This window comes from Bacillus paranthracis, assembly GCF_001883995.1.
Taxonomy (GTDB): domain Bacteria; phylum Bacillota; class Bacilli; order Bacillales; family Bacillaceae_G; genus Bacillus_A; species Bacillus_A paranthracis.
Genome location: NZ_MACE01000049.1, coordinates 415687 through 431496, shown reverse-complemented (window position 1 = coordinate 431496; position 15810 = coordinate 415687). Strand labels below are relative to the sequence as shown.

General features: G+C 34.4%; 19 protein-coding genes. 12 read left to right on the top strand and 7 right to left on the bottom strand.

Annotated features, from left to right (window positions below):
• Window positions 1-69: 69 nt before the first annotated feature.
• Together BAQ46_RS19305 and BAQ46_RS19300 are read left to right on the top strand one after the other, a co-directional pair.
• Window positions 70-375 (top strand): hypothetical protein, encoded by a 306-nt coding sequence (locus BAQ46_RS19305; protein ID WP_000539566.1) that lies wholly within the window; start codon window positions 70-72, stop codon window positions 373-375.
• A 251-nt stretch (window positions 376-626) separates the two neighbouring features.
• Window positions 627-995 (top strand): DUF3979 family protein, encoded by a 369-nt coding sequence (locus BAQ46_RS19300; protein WP_000965080.1) that lies wholly within the window; start codon window positions 627-629, stop codon window positions 993-995.
• A 38-nt stretch (window positions 996-1033) separates the two neighbouring features.
• Here the strand turns inward: BAQ46_RS19300 and BAQ46_RS19295 are convergent, their stop codons facing one another.
• On the bottom strand, window positions 1034-2074 hold the full coding sequence (locus BAQ46_RS19295) for a YkvI family membrane protein (protein ID WP_001990330.1): 1041 nt from the start codon (window positions 2072-2074) through the stop codon (window positions 1034-1036).
• Window positions 2075-2315: 241 nt separating this feature from the next.
• Between BAQ46_RS19295 and BAQ46_RS19290 the strand changes: the two genes are divergently transcribed.
• From BAQ46_RS19290 to BAQ46_RS19280, 3 genes are all read left to right on the top strand, one after another.
• On the top strand, window positions 2316-2759 hold the full coding sequence (locus tag BAQ46_RS19290; RefSeq protein WP_000105198.1) for a Dps family protein: 444 nt from the start codon (window positions 2316-2318) through the stop codon (window positions 2757-2759).
• A 155-nt stretch (window positions 2760-2914) separates the two neighbouring features.
• Window positions 2915-3370 (top strand): DUF3939 domain-containing protein, encoded by a 456-nt coding sequence (locus BAQ46_RS19285; protein ID WP_000488187.1) that lies wholly within the window; start codon window positions 2915-2917, stop codon window positions 3368-3370.
• A 226-nt stretch (window positions 3371-3596) separates the two neighbouring features.
• A complete protein-coding gene (locus BAQ46_RS19280; protein ID WP_061130927.1) occupies window positions 3597-4541 on the top strand; it encodes an alpha/beta hydrolase in 945 nt (314 codons plus the stop codon).
• A 45-nt stretch (window positions 4542-4586) separates the two neighbouring features.
• On the opposite strand, the gene BAQ46_RS19275 is transcribed toward BAQ46_RS19280, so the two are convergent.
• A complete protein-coding gene (locus BAQ46_RS19275; protein WP_048556902.1) occupies window positions 4587-5588 on the bottom strand; it encodes an LLM class flavin-dependent oxidoreductase in 1002 nt (333 codons plus the stop codon).
• 105 nt (window positions 5589-5693) lie between these two features.
• A complete protein-coding gene (locus tag BAQ46_RS19270) occupies window positions 5694-5885 on the bottom strand; it encodes a DUF3896 domain-containing protein (RefSeq protein WP_048556901.1) in 192 nt (63 codons plus the stop codon).
• 177 nt (window positions 5886-6062) lie between these two features.
• On the opposite strand from BAQ46_RS19270, the gene BAQ46_RS19265 reads away from it, so the two are divergent.
• Window positions 6063-7535, top strand: a complete 1473-nt coding sequence (locus BAQ46_RS19265) for a flavin monoamine oxidase family protein (protein WP_001168138.1) — start codon at window positions 6063-6065, stop codon at window positions 7533-7535.
• 75 nt (window positions 7536-7610) lie between these two features.
• Complete coding sequence (locus tag BAQ46_RS19260) at window positions 7611-8195, top strand: GNAT family N-acetyltransferase (RefSeq protein ID WP_001068763.1); 585 nt, start codon at window positions 7611-7613, stop codon at window positions 8193-8195.
• A 24-nt stretch (window positions 8196-8219) separates the two neighbouring features.
• On the opposite strand, the gene BAQ46_RS19255 is transcribed toward BAQ46_RS19260, so the two are convergent.
• A complete protein-coding gene (locus tag BAQ46_RS19255; protein WP_061130926.1) occupies window positions 8220-9122 on the bottom strand; it encodes an aldo/keto reductase in 903 nt (300 codons plus the stop codon).
• Window positions 9123-9287: 165 nt separating this feature from the next.
• On the opposite strand from BAQ46_RS19255, the gene BAQ46_RS19250 reads away from it, so the two are divergent.
• Entirely contained in the window at window positions 9288-10238 is a 951-nt protein-coding gene (locus BAQ46_RS19250; RefSeq protein ID WP_000613439.1) for a CobW family GTP-binding protein, read from the top strand.
• 96 nt (window positions 10239-10334) lie between these two features.
• On the opposite strand, the gene BAQ46_RS19245 is transcribed toward BAQ46_RS19250, so the two are convergent.
• Both BAQ46_RS19245 and BAQ46_RS19240 read right to left on the bottom strand, forming a co-directional pair.
• On the bottom strand, window positions 10335-10805 hold the full coding sequence (locus BAQ46_RS19245; RefSeq protein ID WP_048556899.1) for a GNAT family N-acetyltransferase: 471 nt from the start codon (window positions 10803-10805) through the stop codon (window positions 10335-10337).
• A 136-nt stretch (window positions 10806-10941) separates the two neighbouring features.
• Window positions 10942-11892: a metal ABC transporter substrate-binding protein gene (locus BAQ46_RS19240; RefSeq protein ID WP_061130925.1), complete on the bottom strand. Its 951-nt coding sequence runs from the start codon at window positions 11890-11892 to the stop codon at window positions 10942-10944.
• Between the two features lie 267 nt (window positions 11893-12159).
• Between BAQ46_RS19240 and BAQ46_RS30740 the strand changes: the two genes are divergently transcribed.
• Both BAQ46_RS30740 and BAQ46_RS19230 read left to right on the top strand, forming a co-directional pair.
• Window positions 12160-12309: a hypothetical protein gene (locus tag BAQ46_RS30740; protein ID WP_000540927.1), complete on the top strand. Its 150-nt coding sequence runs from the start codon at window positions 12160-12162 to the stop codon at window positions 12307-12309.
• Between the two features lie 115 nt (window positions 12310-12424).
• Window positions 12425-13084, top strand: a complete 660-nt coding sequence (locus BAQ46_RS19230; RefSeq protein WP_001042754.1) for an oxidoreductase — start codon at window positions 12425-12427, stop codon at window positions 13082-13084.
• 29 nt (window positions 13085-13113) lie between these two features.
• Here the strand turns inward: BAQ46_RS19230 and namA are convergent, their stop codons facing one another.
• Window positions 13114-14151, bottom strand: a complete 1038-nt coding sequence (gene namA, locus BAQ46_RS19225) for an NADPH dehydrogenase NamA (protein WP_071742491.1) — start codon at window positions 14149-14151, stop codon at window positions 13114-13116.
• 133 nt (window positions 14152-14284) lie between these two features.
• Between namA and BAQ46_RS19220 the strand changes: the two genes are divergently transcribed.
• Window positions 14285-14737 carry a methylated-DNA--[protein]-cysteine S-methyltransferase gene (locus BAQ46_RS19220; protein ID WP_000283894.1) on the top strand — a complete coding sequence of 151 codons (453 nt, stop codon included), beginning with the start codon at window positions 14285-14287 and terminating at the stop codon, window positions 14735-14737.
• 25 nt (window positions 14738-14762) lie between these two features.
• Window positions 14763-15746, top strand: coding sequence for a DUF2628 domain-containing protein (locus BAQ46_RS19215; RefSeq protein WP_002163686.1), 984 nt, complete (start codon window positions 14763-14765; stop codon window positions 15744-15746).
• Window positions 15747-15810: the final 64 nt, after the last annotated feature.

Genomic DNA, 15810 nt, shown 5'->3' with positions numbered 1-15810 from the left:
AAAATAAAGGTATTTGTTAACTTTGTGTATAATTATAATCATATAGAATACAAATAAAAGGAGATTCGTATGGGAGTGTATTGGGGGACAAAAAGACATTCTTGGCTTAGTTATGTCTCATTTTGGTTAAGTATTTCATTTTTTATTGTTTTTCTCATTGAAGTGTTTATTTTTAAAACACTTTCAAATAGTTCAGTGCAAATTGTTAAATATTTTTATTTTATATTTGTACCAGTAAACATCTTTCTTAGTTTAAAGTTACTCTTTAAGAAGAATGAAAAGAAAGCATTACCTATTTTTAGTTTTATAGTATCATTATTATTTACAATTCTAATACTAGTATTAGCGTTAGCAGCTACTGGGAAATTCTTTTAAGGAGAGTGATGTAAATCACTCTCCTTTTTTGATGTGAGCAAATAATGATTGGGAATAGGTTTAAAATTTAAGGAGGATTAAGTAATAAAGTAAGCCACATAATAATGAAGACTGAATAAAGTGTTTTATATACTTATGAAGCAAATGAATACGGTTAGAACGTTGATATATGGTACAATACATATGGATAGTGATAGAGATAAAGAGTATATAAAATACTCATCGTTTTTTAGTAAGAGAGGGGTTATCTTATGCTATACGAGGATTTGATGACATTATTTCAAGCAGCTCCGAAAGAAGAAGGTAGAGGCGCTTGGAAATATATAATCCAGGAACGAAATGATAAATATGAAATTGTTAATGAAATGTTGAAAAATCAAATGAGTGTTGAATTGTATTTTAATGAATATGATGAGGTGAAAATCACTTTATATAAAGAGGGAATGCCTATTTCGACGATGCAAAGAATTGCGATTTCAAAAGTTGAATTAGACGAAGAGGAAGAAGGGATTCAATTCGTTTTAGAACGTATGCCTAGTCGAATGATTCGGTTGCAATTAAAGCCATATTTGGCACTCGAAATGGGGCCGTACTGGGAAGTATGTGATGATTGTGAGTAAATATATATATAAAAAGCATCCAATAACATGGATGCTTTTTATGTTTTTTGAAGTTGTTTAAAAGCAATAATCGGAAGTAAAATGATGCTAACCCACCCGATTACTGGATATAGAATATGGAGTAATTCACTGTAACCAACGTAACTAAAGCAATAACTTATTAGTAAAATGAAGAAAATAATATTGTTATTTTTCCAGCCAGTGATGGATTGCATTTGTTTTGTCATTCCGAACACATTGCCAACTAAAGTTGTGAATACTTCACCGAAAATGATAAGAACAAAGAAAAAGTGAAAAGTGGCATTGAATTTTCTTATGACTTCAGCCATTGGAATGTTATATTGATAAAATTGGTCGACTGATAAGATAGCTAAATGGCTACATAATAATATTAAAGAAAGTCCTGCCCCACCTAAAATACCGCCCCATAAAATGGCCTTTCGATCTTTTACTTCGCTGGCTAACGGGACGAGGACGCTTTGGGCGAGAGAAAGATTTAAGGCGACATATGTAATAGGACTAGTTATCCACTTCATATTCCAGCTTTCTGCAGGAATCGTGTTACTAATAGGAGTTGTACCGTGAAAAAACGTTGTAATAGCAAGTCCGATAATGAAAATCATCATAATAGGTACGACAAGTGTATTAACTTCAAAAACCCCTTGTAATCCGCGACTACCTATAATGAGACAGGCGATTACTGTAATGAAAATACCGAGTTGTCTTGGTAAACGAAGTTGCTCTTCAAATACCGCTCCAGCTCCTGATAACATAACGCTCGTTACACCAAATAATACGAGCAATAATAATGTGTTTACGACATTTCCAAATACATCCCCAAATAAATATTTGTTAAATTCTTGCGCTGAAAATGCACCGATTTGTGAGGAGAGTAACATCATTTTTGTACCGAGCCAAATAAAAAAAAATCCACTTATACATATACCAATTGTTCCATAAAAGCCATTCACTGTAAAAAATTCAACAATTTCTCGTCCAGTAGCAAATCCAGCTCCAACGACTGTTCCAATATAAGTAGCAGCGACTTTCTTTGCTACTTGCCATTGTTGATTGTCCATGTTATCCCTCTTTCTACTACGATGAGCTTGATTTACTATTATGCATATGTATGAGCTTGGACAATTAGACGTATGAAGTGTTTGAAAACATACATGAATTAATACATATTAGGGAAATATTAAAGGTGTTAAAACTTTGTTACATATAAGCTAATCGTTCGAAAGGATAGGAAATGTATGGTAACATGTAACTAGGTTATGAAAAGATAATCATTACAAAATGATAAGAGGAGTGGATTGTATGAGTACGAAAACAAATGTTGTTGAAGTATTAAACAAGCAGGTAGCAAACTGGAATGTGTTATATGTGAAATTACATAATTATCACTGGTATGTGACAGGACCACACTTCTTTACATTACATGAGAAATTTGAAGAGTTTTACAATGAAGCTGGAACGTATATTGATGAATTAGCAGAACGTATTTTAGCATTGGAAGGTAAGCCGTTAGCGACAATGAAAGAATATCTTGCAACATCTAGTGTGAATGAAGGGACAAGCAAGGAATCTGCAGAAGAAATGGTGCAAACATTAGTAAATGATTACTCAGCACTTATTCAAGAACTAAAAGAAGGCATGGAAGTTGCTGGTGAAGCTGGAGATGAAACATCAGCGGACATGTTGTTAGCAATTCATACAACATTAGAACAACATGTATGGATGCTAAGTGCGTTCTTAAAATAAAGTGAAACTTTAATCAGTGGGGGGCTTACTGCCCATTAAAGCGGGATAAATATAAGAATATAAAGAAAAAAGTCATTGAAAAATTCTTTCAATGACTTTTTTGTGATTTTTCAGTTTTCTTTTATGCTATAATATAGTAAAAAGGAGGCGATGCGATGTTTCGCTTTTTCAAAACTGGAAAAGAAGAGCGTGAAATTACGAAAGATGAATTGGAACAAGCGATGGCTAAGTTTCTAGAAAAGAATGCTAATATCGTTTATACAGTATTAGTAAATGATGATTATACAGTGAATTATGATTTGTTAAAGCCGTATTTACCTGCATTTCCAACAAACCATTTTCTTATTACGAAGGAAACGCTTGAGGTATTTGAACATACAGAAGAAAACTTAAACCTAGTGAAAGAAATTGATATTGTACAAAAGGCAGTAGATCAGTATGTAACAGAAAAAGAAATGTTTCCAATTGTAGAAGGTAGTGAAGATCGCCTCATATGCGGAATGAAACTAGGACCTTACTTAGATCGTATATTAAAAAGAGACTTATATATTTCAGAAAAACATTATTTAGTTTCAAGTAAACCAGATAGAAAAAAACAAAAGAGTGGGTAGATGTATTGAGAACAACAATAAATATATTGTTGTCTTTTTTTTGGTTGTAAAAATATTTATTTTTCAGTCTATTCAACTTTATACTAAATTTATTGGGTAAAGAGGAGTAATAATTGAGTATCATTTTAAGAATAAAGTTATTGTTAGCTTGAGTTATATAACGATTACAGAATGATATAAAGGTTTGAGACATAAATATTATAACAGGTTACGGGGGAGTAGATGTATGAAAAATGGTATGACTTACATTCAATTATTAAATGAAACGTTACATTGCTATGCAAGTAAAGGAAGTTTAGAAGCGTACACTTATATAATGGAGCATGCTAAAGGTATAGTAGGGAATGAGGCTCAAATATATAATTTTAAATATGCATTAGCGAGTGCAGCAGGACTTGAAGAAGAAGCGTTGCATTTAATGAAGGAAGCTATTATAGAAAAAGGTTTTTGGTATGGATATGAGTATTTAATTTCGGACGATGATTTAAAACCACTACATAGATTTGAAGGGTTTCATCAAATGGTTCAATTATGTAAAGAAAGAGAAGAGTTAGCAAAGAAAACAGAACGAGCAGATGTGAAATATATAGAAAGTAAGAAAAAAGAAAAACTATTTATTGCAATGCACGGTGATCAAGAAAATATAGGAATAATAGAACCATATTGGAAATCTGTTTTGGCACAAAATTATACGTTAGCTTTACCACAGTCTTCGAAAATCCAGTTTTCAGATGGGTTTGTATGGGATGATTTACATAGAGGGAAAGAAGAATTAAAAGAGCATTACGATAAGCTTATAGAGAACCGTACAGTAGAACATGTAATAATTGGCGGTTTTTCTGCTGGAGCAAGAGTAGCTCTATATACAATTTTACAAAAAGATATAGCTGTGGATGGGTTTATTTTTATGGCACCGTGGCTTCCAGAGGTTGAAGAATGGAATGAGTTGCTGGGAGTACTACAGGATAAACATATAAAGGGATATATAGTCTGCGGTGATCAAGATGAAGATTGTTTCGAAGGCACACAGCAATTTGTACAATTATTAAGGGATAAGAATATAGAACATAAGTATAAAATTATACCTAACTTAAATCATGATTATCCTATTCACTTTGAAGAGGTATTGAAAGAAGCTATTGAATATATAGGGAATGAAAACAATAAGTAGTAAGAAAAGGAGATGCATCATATGTGATGTATCTCCTTTTTAAAATTATAAATTAAAAGCATTTGCCAATAAGCGATAAGAATTCAATTTATCTTCAAATCGATGAGTAATAGTGACAATCATAAATTCTTCAGTATTGTACGCTTTGCTTAAGTTTATGATTTTTTCTTTTACAGAAGACGGATCGCCTACTATCATACGTTGACGATTTTCTTTTATACGGAATAAATCATACGTGCTATATGAATAATTTTGAGCAGTTTCGATAGAAGGAGTACCAGTTGTACGCTTTCCTTGTTCTAGTAATAAGATTGATAAATCTAAACTAGAAGCAATTTTTTCTGCCTCTTCATTTGTTTCTCCGCAAATAACAAAAATAGCGACGATTGATTTTGGTTTATCTCCTAAATAGGAAGGCTGGAATTGTTTTTGATAGGCCTCCATTACCTCGGGTCCACCGTATCCGTTAATGAACTGTGCGAATGCAAAGGAAGCACCTTGTTGTGCGGCAATCTTTGCACTCTCTCCGCTAGAGCCAAGCAACCACATGTCAGGAGATGTGGGAATTACAGGAGTAGCCTTTAAATTTGCATAATGATGGTTTTCTGGTACTTGATCATGTAAGTACATTGCAACATCTGCAATTTGCTCTGGATATTGATCAAGTGAGACCATTTTTCCTTCTTGAAGTGCGCGAGTTGCAATGGGCATACCACCAGGTGCTCTGCCGACACCAAGGTCAATACGATTTGGATAAAGCGCTTCTAAAACACGGAAATTCTCAGCAACTTTATACGGGCTATAGTGAGGTAACATAACACCACCCGAACCAACTCTCATACGCTCCGTTTTTGCTGCAATATGAGAAATAAGTATTTCTGGACTTGAACCAGCAAGGCTTACAGAATTGTGATGCTCTGATACCCAAAAGCGTGTATATCCGAGTTTTTCAACTTCTTGTGCAAGCGTAACTGTATGTGAAAAAGCTTGGGCTGCCGTACTACCATCTGAAATAGGGGATTGGTCTAATACACTTAATTTGATCATAGAATATACCTCTCAATCTTAATGTACATCCTATTATATATTTACTTACGAAAAATGCGTAATGAAATGCTCAAAATAAAAAGTGGATAAATTATATATCCACTTTTAATGTAAAAATCCTCGTTCATAATGATTCATTTCGACTACATTTAAAATATATTCGTAGTTATCAATCTCAAGTTTTATTTGTTCACGCTCTTTTTTAGATAGATGCATATTACTAAGTTTGTTGCATAGCTGTTGTTTCTTTTCTTCTAAATACTTTTTTGTAGCATTGTAGTCGTAAGTTGGTTTCATTTTTAACCACTCCTTATTTGCTGTTGCTATATTATACGAAGCGTGAAGAGATGTGAGAGCGATCTCTTATGTATTTTCAGTGAATATTCAACTTGCTCTGTTGTTATGTTTATGGAAATTTATGAATAAAATGCACTAAACGACTAATGCCCATTTGATGAAGTAAGGGGTGGAATTGTGCAGAAAGATATAATGTATAACACGGAGATGGATGAAACGTTAAAAATTATAAATAAAGGATTAAAGAAGACGACGAGTCCGAAGCAAATTATTGTAGTAGGGGCTGGCATGGCTGGATTAGTTTCGGCATCTTTATTAAAAGCTGCGGGACATGAAGTGAAGATTTTTGAGGCAAACAACCGGGTAGGTGGCCGCATAGAGACAGTTAGAATGGAAGATACCGGTTTATATTTGGATGTAGGGGCGATGAGAATTCCGTATTCGCATACATTAACGATGGCATATATAAGAAAATTTGGGCTACAGGTAGGCCCTTTTATTAATAGGAATGAGACTGATATTATTTACGTAAACGGCCGAAAAACGACATTAAAACAATATGAAAAAGAGCCAAGTATATTAAAGTATCCTGTGGAAATGAATGAAGTTGGGAAAACATCTGAGGAGCTATTATTGTTAGCGGTACAGCCTATTATAAATTTTATTAAAAAGAACCCAGAGAAAAATTGGGATGTTGTAGTAAATGATTTTGGCAGATACTCTACAGGACAATTTTTAAAGTATCACCCTTATCAATATAATACTTACTTTTCACCAGTAACAATTGAGATGATTGGCGTTTTGTTGGATTTAGAAGGTTTTTTAGAAAGGTCATTCGTTGAGACATTACGTTTTTTATACATTATGCAAGAGGAGAGCGGATTTTGTGAAATAATAGGCGGTAATGATAGATTGCCAAAATCTTTTTTACCACAATTAGAGGAAGATATTATATATAATCAAAAATTAATGAAGCTACATCAGCATGATAATGGTGTGACAGCTTTCTATCGAAACGAAGAAACGTTTGAATATAGTAGTATTACAGGGGACTTAGTTATTGTTACCATTCCGTTTTCGACAATGCGGTTTGTAGAAGTAGATCCATTTGATTCTATATCTCATGAGAAATGGAAAGCAATTCGTGAATTGCATTATATGCCAGCGACAAAAATAGGAATTCAATTTAAAAGTCGATTTTGGGAAGAACAAGGACAGTTAGGTGGCAGAATTATAACAGATTTGCCAATTCGTTACGCCTATTATCCAAGCTATGGAATTGGAGAGAAGGGACCAGCTATGATGCTAGGAAGCTATACATGGTCTTATGATGCGTTGTTATGGGATGGCTTATCAAAGGGTGACCGTATTTATTACACATTACAAAACTTAGCAACGATATTAGGTGGTCAAGTATATGATGAATTCTTATCAGGTATATCAAAAAGTTGGACGTTGGATCCATATGCACTTGGAGGGTTTGCTCTATTTCAGGCAGGTCAAGAATCAGAGTTGCAACCAGCGATTGTCAAACCAGAGGGAAGAATATTCTTTGCTGGAGACCATACAACGTTATATCACGGATGGATACAAGGGGCAATTGAATCTGGCGTTCGTGTTGCGGTAGATGTAAATGAATTAAATGTATAAAGTTCAGAAATTTCTTTACTGTATAGTTTGAGATGGATATTATTATATATAAAAGAATTATAGGGAGTGTTTACAGTGAATCCATTATTATTCGATTTTCCTTCTGAATTTTATACTGAAAGGCTATTGATTCGAATGCCGAAACCAGGTGATGGTAAAGCTGTATACGATGCCATTCAAGCTTCTATGAAAGAATTAAAACCATGGATGGTTTTTGCACAAAAAGAGCAAACAGAGGAAGAAGTAGAAGTGAGTATTAGAAAATCACATATTCAATTTTTACAGCGTGAGGACTTAAGATTACTAGTTTTTTCGAAAGAAACAGGCGAGTTTATCGCATCTAGCGGATTGCATCGCATTAATTGGGATATACCCCAATTTGAAATCGGGTATTGGATTGATTCGAGGTTTAGTGGAAAGGGCTATATGGTTGAGGCTGCAAAGGGGATAACAGATTATGCTTTTTCTGAACTGAAAGCAAACCGCGTAGAAATTCGTTGTGATTCTTTAAATAAGAAAAGTAGAGCGATCCCTGAGAAATTAGGTTTTAAATTAGAGGGTGTTTTAGAAAGTGCGAGTGTTGCAGTAGATGGAAATGGCTTAAGGGATATGTGTGTATTTGCGATGACTAGAAATACATATGAAAAAGAAGAGCTGTAGAGAAACGGCTCTTCTTTTTGTGTATTATGGTACAGGATGTCCGTTAGAGCTTTCGAAAATTGTAAACCATTGTTGACGGTCTAAGTTAACTTTTGTAGCAAGAGTGGCTGTTTTAACACGATCTAATTTACCAGAGCCGATGATTGGCAACATTTTAGCTGGATGTGCAAGTAACCAAGCATACATAACCGTATCGATACTAGAAACACCTAGCTCAGTAGCAACTTTTTGCACAGTTTCACGTACACGTACAGCACGTTCTGATTGACCAGTAAAGATTTCTCCGCCAGCAAGAGGTGACCAAATCATTGGATTGATTCGTTTTTCCTGACATAAATCAATTGTTCCCTTTTCAAAATGCTCAAGCTGCAGAGCTGATACTTCAATTTGGTTCGTAATAAGCGGGAAATCTAAGTATGAACTTAACATATTGAATTGGGAAGGTAAAAAGTTAGATACACCGAAATGACGAACTTTTCCTTCTTGTCTTAAGCGTGAGAACGCTTCTGCCACTTCATTTGGATCCATGAAAGGATCAGGACGATGGATAAGTAATACGTCAATATAATCTGTATGTAAATTTTTAAGTGAAGCTTCTGCACTTTGAATAATATGTTTTGCACTAGTGTTGTAGTGAGCAACATAACGCTCTGGAAATTTCGGTGATGGGGGAGCGATTCCACATTTTGTGATGATTTGCATGTTTTCACGTAAGGAAGGCTTTAGTTGTAATGCCTCTCCGAACAGTCCTTCACACGTATAACCGCCATAAATATCAGCATGATCAAAAGTAGTAATTCCCATATCCATACAATCTTCAATGAAAGAAAGTAATTCTTGTTTTGTCATATTCCATTCTGCTAAACGCCAAAAACCTTGAATCATACGAGAAAATTCGAGTGTTTCGGCCATTTGAACTCGTTCCATTATAAGTGCCCCCTTGATGAATGAATAATATTTTGAAAAGGCTTTCTTGCTACATATTATTATATAGTTACAGTGTCGTACATACAATAAATATGTTTTGCTACAAAAACGATTTTTTCTATATGCTATAATGTAGAAACATATAGCTATAAGGAGAGGTACAAAATGATTCCAGTAACAATATTAACTGGTTTTCTTGGATCAGGGAAAACGACATTATTAAATCGCATTTTATCAGAGAATCACGGTCAGAAATTGGCGGTGATCGTAAATGAAATCGGGCAAATTGGTATTGATAATCAGTTGATTATGAATGTTGAAGAAGAAATTATGGAAATGACAAACGGCTGTTTATGCTGTACTGTACGTGAGGATTTACTCGTTGCGTTAAAACAATTACTGGACGTAAAAGCAGAAGGGAAAATGGACTTTGATGGATTAGTAATTGAAACGACGGGTCTTGCAAATCCAGGTCCTATTATTCAAACATTCTTTTTAGATCCTGTTATTCAATCTGCATACCAAATTAATGGTGTTGTAACAGTAGTAGATAGTTATCATATACATAAACATTTTGAAAAAGGGCTAGAAGCAAAAGAACAAATTGCATTTGCTGATGTTGTATTAGTGAATAAGTTAGATTTAATTGAAGAGAGTGAAAAAGAAAATCTCTTACATGAATTGCAAGGAATAAACCCGACTGCAAAGTTAATTCAGTCGACTAATTGTGATGTGGATATTCCATCGTTACTACAAATTCAAACGTTTAAAACGAAAGATACGTTACAAATTTATCCTCATACAGAGCATAATCATTTAGAAGGTGTAAAATCGTTTGTACTACGCGAAGAGCGTCCGTTAGATTTACAAAAACTAAATGAGTGGATGTCAGCTGTCGTTCAAGAACTAGGAGAATATTTATATCGCTACAAAGGAATTTTATCGATTGATGGAGTGGATAAACGTATCGTTTTCCAAGGCGTACATACGTTATTTGCTGCTTCGTATGATAGAGAGTGGCAAGAGGGCGAAGATCGAGTAAGTGAAGTTGTTTTCATCGGAAAAGATATTAATAAAGAATGGTTCCAAGCACATTTCGAGGAGTGTGTGAAATAAGTCTGCGTTTATTGCAGGCTTATTTTTTGGACTTAACTAAGTGTTTTGTAGAAAAATACTAGATTGCCAAAAACGAAGGACTAAAAAAACCTGTTTTCACAGGTTTGTATGTTCATCTAAAAGTAACTCCATTACAACACCTACAACAGGGCCTTCATCATCAATATCGCCATTTAAACGGAAGCCAAATGACTCATATAATCCCATTGCAAGTTTGTTGTCTGGGTGTAAACTTAAATAAATTGTTTTACATTCAAATTTATTTTGTAAGAATTGAATAAGCAAGCGAAGGAAACGTTTTGCGTATCCTTTTCCTTGATATTGTTGGTCAATCATAAAGCGGTCTAACCATACGCTTTTACGTTTTTCACAATACCATCCATACATTGCATATCCTACAAGTGTTTCTCCATCATATAAACCTACTGACGTTCCGTTTCCCTCATATAATGATTCTGCTAAAGAAAACGCATTGCTTTCAATAAATTGCTGCTGGTCTTTTGTGACGTTTAAAGCAGCTACCGAACGCCAATTTTTTTCTGTTACTTCACAAATGTGAAGAGTCATAATTCCAACTCACCTTCTAAATTAATATAGCTTAAAAGCTAATATGGATAATTTTACTTGTTATTTTGGTCAAGTCAAGCAGAAACACATAAAAAAAGAAGCTGAATGTCGTATTCAGCTTCTTATCAAAAGTTGGTTAGTTAGTAGCTTCTTTCAATGTGTTTACGTTTTCTTCCATTAAAGTGAAGTAATCTTTATTATTTTTCGCATCGTCTTCAGAAATAGTAGCTAAGTGATTTAAGCGTAAAATCTTTGTACCTGTTTCTTTTTGAATAACGGATGCTACTTTTGGAGTAGAAAATGTTTCAAATAAAATATATTTTAGATTATGTTCTTTTACTGTTTTTGTAATGTCAGCAAGTTGTTTTTGAGATGGTTCATCAGAAGCTGAAATACCGGCGATAGCAATTTGTTTCAGGCCATAGCGTTGTTCCCAGTATCCATAAGCCGCATGAGAAACTAAAATATCTTTCGTTTTTGCATTCGCAACTGCTGCTTTAAATTGATCATCTAAATCAGTAAATTTTGTTTGAAGTGCTGCAAAGTTTTTTTCGAACTCTTGTTTATGGTCAGGTTGTAATGCTACAAGTGCATTTTTAATTTTTTCTGCTTGTTTCATTGCTAGAGTAGGGTCTAACCAAATGTGTGGGTCTTTATCGTGATGATGTTCATCCTCTTTATGGCCGTCTCCGTGATCATGATGCTCTTCTTCAGTAGAAGTACGTAGTTCAATACCTTTTGAAGCATTTACAATTTTAACATTTTCTTTTTGTAATGCTTTTTCCATTTTTTCAGCAAATGGTTCTAATTCAGCCCCGTTATAAACGAATAAATCGGCTTTTGCAACTTGTACTGTTTGTTTTTGACTTGGTTCAAATGTATGAGAATCTGCACCAGGTGGATAAATTGCTTCAACCGTTACATAGTCGCCACCAATTTTTTTGGCGAAATCAGCAAGAGGAAAAATAGTTGTATAAACAGTTAGCTTTCCATCTTTCTTGGCATTACCTTCTTTTGTATTTGAGCAGCCAGTAAAAATTAAAGTGAAAATAAGTAAGAATGAAAATATAGTCAATCTTTTAGGCATGAAGTTCTCCTCTTTTCTTTTTTTACGGATATATTTTCCCCAATTATAGAAGAAAAATATCATTTTAATACAAAACGGAATAATTACGTTTTAGTTTGCGAACTTAGTATAATACATCTTTTATAAAGTTGCAATAAATAATAATCATTCCGATTTGATTTTGTTATAAAGTTGTCAAATATAGGTGTGTTATTTTTGCGAATACATGCATATGTGACAACGCTGTGTTCATATATATGAAAGGAGGGTGTAGAGGGGGCTGAGTGTTTGGGTTACTTAATGGAAGCTATTTTATTGATATTAGCGGTAGTATTACCATTAGCCGTAGTCTTAATTTTTTTAAGAAGATTAATAAGTAATTTAGGAGATGCATCAACCGTAACAAAATTACGAGAGAAAGATGAGAAAAAAGAGTGAGTAAAGCACTATGCGTACGCATAGTGCTTTACTTGTGGTAAAATGAGAGAAGGAAACTCCTAAAAGTTGTATGTTACTAAAGGAGAGAAAAGTAAAATAAGAGGTATATGCATATATGAATAAGCGAACAGCGTTAGTACTTGGTGCAAGTGGTTTAGTTGGGCAAGAGATAACGCGTCTATTACTTGAATCAGATTACTACGATTCGGTTACTATTTTTGTAAGAGAACCAATGCAATGGCAACATGAAAAGTTACAGCAAAAGCAAGTAGATTATTTGGCATTAGAGGAATATAAAGAGTTCTTTGCTGTAGATGACGTATTTAGTTGTCTAGGAACAACAATCAAAAAAGCAAAAACGAAAGCTAATTTCAAAAAGGTAGATTATGAATATACGTTACGAGCGGCTTGTTTAGCTGAAAAACAAGGGGTGCAAAATTTCCTTGTTGTGTCCTCAATGGGAGCGAATCCTAAATCGTTTTTCTTTTATTCACAAGTGAAAGGAAGAATGGAAGAGGAATTGCAAAAGTTAGTAATCGGTGGTATTCACATTTTTAGGCCATCTTTATTAGTAGGAAATCGACAAGAATTTCGCTTTGGTGAAAGAATGGCGGAAAAATTATCTCGTATGATTCCTTTTATATTTAAAGGAGCCTTCAAAAAGTATAAACCAATTTCCGCTAAAGATGTGGCAAAAGGGATGTATATAACTGCATTGCGAGAAGAATCAGGTATCCACATTTATAATTCGAATGAAATTACAACGATAGAATAAATAAAACCGAGAAGAAAAGCTTCTCGGTTTTATTTATTTGTACTGATTTTCCCAGGCGCTCGCTCGTATTGATACGGTTCTTCTAATTCAAAGCCAAGTTCATTGGCGGCTATTCTTGGGAAGTAAGGATTGCGAAGTAACTCACGTCCGATAAAAATTAAATCTGCTGCGTTATTATTTAAAATTTGCTCTGCTTGTGCCCCGGTCGTAATCAATCCAACTGCACCAGTTGCAATGTTAGCATGCTCTTTAATATGTTTAGCATATTGTACTTGATACCCAGGGTAAACATCGATGCGCGCAGGTACAACAGCCCCAGAGCTACAATCGATTAAATCTACTCCTTGTTCTTTCATCCATTTTGTATATTGTACATAATCTTGAACTGTTAACCCGTCAGGATGATAATCATTTGCTGAAATACGAACAAATAGCGGTCCGTTCCAAACTTCATTTATCGATTCAATGATTTCGCGTAAGAAACGATATCGATTTTCAGGTGAACCACCATATTCATCAGTCCGCTTATTGGTAAGTGGAGAAAGAAATTCATTAATAAGATAACCGTGAGCACCGTGTATTTCAATAACGTCAAATCCAGCTTGTTTGGATCGTACTGCAGCTTGCTGAAAAGCTAATACAGTATCTTTAATTTGGTGTTTGCTCATTTCTATTGGCATTTTCATTGTTTCATTAAATGGAATGGCTGAAGGAGCTAACGCATTTGTTTCTAATTCTGCTTTTCTTCCAGCATGAGCGAGTTGAATGGCAGCTTTTGCACCATTATCGTGTATAAAAGTTGTCGCTTTATGTAAGCCTTCAATTAGACTGTCATCCCAAATGCCTAAGTCTTTATTTGAAATTCGACCTTCAGGTAACACGGCTGTTGCTTCAATCATAACTAAACCAACTTGACCAGCAGCTCTTGTTCCATAATGAATGAGATGGAAATTCGTTACTTGGCCATCCTCGTTTTTCGATGAATACATGCACATAGGTGACATAACAATCCGGTTTTTTAATGTAACGTCTTTAATTGTATAAGGTGAAAAAAGTTTGTAATTCATCCAATAGCCTCCTAGATTGAATTTTCTTACATTGTATCATTCTCGTTTTTGTTTCTCGAATAAAACGCTTATACGAAAAATTTTGTCTATTCGTGTTACAATAATGAATATGAATTGAATTGGAGGATGACATATGTACCAAGCTTATTATGAAAGTGAATTAGGCTTGCTAGAAATTACAGCGAACGATAAAGGAATTACGTCTGTTATATTTGTTGATGAGAGACAAGAAGAACATACAAATGAAATGATAGATCAATGTATAAATGAGCTCGATGAATATTTTAAGGGGAATAGAAAAGAGTTCACAGTCCCGTTGTCTCCTGAGGGAACAGCATTTCAAAAAAATGTATGGGATGCGCTCTATACGATTCCTTATGGCGTAAGTGCTTCATATTTAGATATTGCAGAGAAAGTCGGAAATACGAAAGCTGTACGAGCAATAGGAGGAGCAAATAGTCGCAATCCGATTTCAATAATCGTTCCATGTCATCGTGTAATAGGAAAGAGCGGGAAACTTGTTGGGTATGCGGGCGGTTTATGGAGGAAAGAGTGGTTATTAAAACATGAAGGTATTTTGAAATGACGTATGGATGGGAAGAGGGATTGTTTTGAAATGTATAAATTGTGGGCAACTTTGCGAGGGAAATCAGCTGAATTGTGAAAGTTGCCAGCGGACTTTGCATACTGAACAGAGTGAAGGAAGTTCGCTAATAGACAAGGAATTAGAAGTATATGTAGGGAGACAATATCCGTATTACAAAAGGAAATGGGAGCTTGAGGAAAAGCGGATTGCTAGGTGGAGCTGGAATGGTTGGGCAGCTATTTTCAATGTAGGTTGGCTCGGATATCGTAAGTATTATTTACCTGCAGCTTTATTTGTAGTGTTATTATTAGCGTGTGATGCGTTTTCTTATTATATGGGCTTCAACGTAGCATTGCCGATCATTAATATGGTGCCTCTTACGTTTCTATTACTCGTTTTTATTTTATTTGGAATGGCGATTTTTGCGAATGGATTATATTATCAATTTGCAGAAAGGCGTATATATCGAATAAAAGCAAGAGAAATTCAAGATGGATCGGTTGAAAAGTACCTCATTCGTGATAGTGGTGGAACGAGTAAAATGGGAGCAACAATTGTTACGATTTTAGCGGTTGCTAGTATTTTTATCAGCCATTTCTTTTTCCCGACTGATCGAGATATTATTCAAAAAGTTCGTACAAGCTCGCTATATGAATATCCATTCCTTTCAATTGGTGAATCGTTTGAAAATTATTTTAGAAATCCGGGTTGGGCATATTATCGTGGCACGGAAGGATTAGAATTGGTAGAGTTCCAAGGGGATAGTCCGGATATGTCGAAGAAAAAGGTTACGATCCAATTTGTTGTTGATTATAAATTGGGTGAGATTGAGCCATACTCACTTATGATTAATGGCGAATCTAAAAATGAGGAAGAATTTTTAAAGATAATGGACGAAATATTTAAAGTTCAAAATCCATTTGACATAGAGGATGGATTACAAGTAAAAGAAAAAGAAGTGGATAGTAGAGCTCTCTATCCGCTTCTTTTTTTGTATATACGAAAATAATATTTGAAATAATCTGAATCTTTTGTATAATAATATGTATTATACTGGCTTTCATTTATACATA

Bases quoted from the DNA above. Each gene is read 5' to 3' on its own strand.
- BAQ46_RS19290 (WP_000105198.1), top strand. From the start codon at position 2,316: ATGAGTACGAAAACAAATGTTGTTGAAGTATTAAACAAGCAGGTAGCA.
- BAQ46_RS19240 (WP_061130925.1), bottom strand. From the start codon at position 11,892: ATGCCTAAAAGATTGACTATATTTTCATTCTTACTTATTTTCACTTTA.
- BAQ46_RS19220 (WP_000283894.1), top strand. From the start codon at position 14,285: ATGTACCAAGCTTATTATGAAAGTGAATTAGGCTTGCTAGAAATTACA.
- BAQ46_RS19305 (WP_000539566.1), top strand. From the start codon at position 70: ATGGGAGTGTATTGGGGGACAAAAAGACATTCTTGGCTTAGTTATGTC.
- BAQ46_RS19230 (WP_001042754.1), top strand. From the start codon at position 12,425: ATGAATAAGCGAACAGCGTTAGTACTTGGTGCAAGTGGTTTAGTTGGG.
- BAQ46_RS19250 (WP_000613439.1), top strand. From the start codon at position 9,288: ATGATTCCAGTAACAATATTAACTGGTTTTCTTGGATCAGGGAAAACG.
- BAQ46_RS19245 (WP_048556899.1), bottom strand. From the start codon at position 10,805: ATGACTCTTCACATTTGTGAAGTAACAGAAAAAAATTGGCGTTCGGTA.
- namA (WP_071742491.1), bottom strand. From the start codon at position 14,151: ATGAATTACAAACTTTTTTCACCTTATACAATTAAAGACGTTACATTA.
- BAQ46_RS19300 (WP_000965080.1), top strand. From the start codon at position 627: ATGCTATACGAGGATTTGATGACATTATTTCAAGCAGCTCCGAAAGAA.
- BAQ46_RS19295 (WP_001990330.1), bottom strand. From the start codon at position 2,074: ATGGACAATCAACAATGGCAAGTAGCAAAGAAAGTCGCTGCTACTTAT.
- BAQ46_RS19280 (WP_061130927.1), top strand. From the start codon at position 3,597: ATGAAAAATGGTATGACTTACATTCAATTATTAAATGAAACGTTACAT.
- BAQ46_RS19275 (WP_048556902.1), bottom strand. From the start codon at position 5,588: ATGATCAAATTAAGTGTATTAGACCAATCCCCTATTTCAGATGGTAGT.
- BAQ46_RS19255 (WP_061130926.1), bottom strand. From the start codon at position 9,122: ATGGAACGAGTTCAAATGGCCGAAACACTCGAATTTTCTCGTATGATT.
- BAQ46_RS19285 (WP_000488187.1), top strand. From the start codon at position 2,915: ATGTTTCGCTTTTTCAAAACTGGAAAAGAAGAGCGTGAAATTACGAAA.
- BAQ46_RS19270 (WP_048556901.1), bottom strand. From the start codon at position 5,885: ATGAAACCAACTTACGACTACAATGCTACAAAAAAGTATTTAGAAGAA.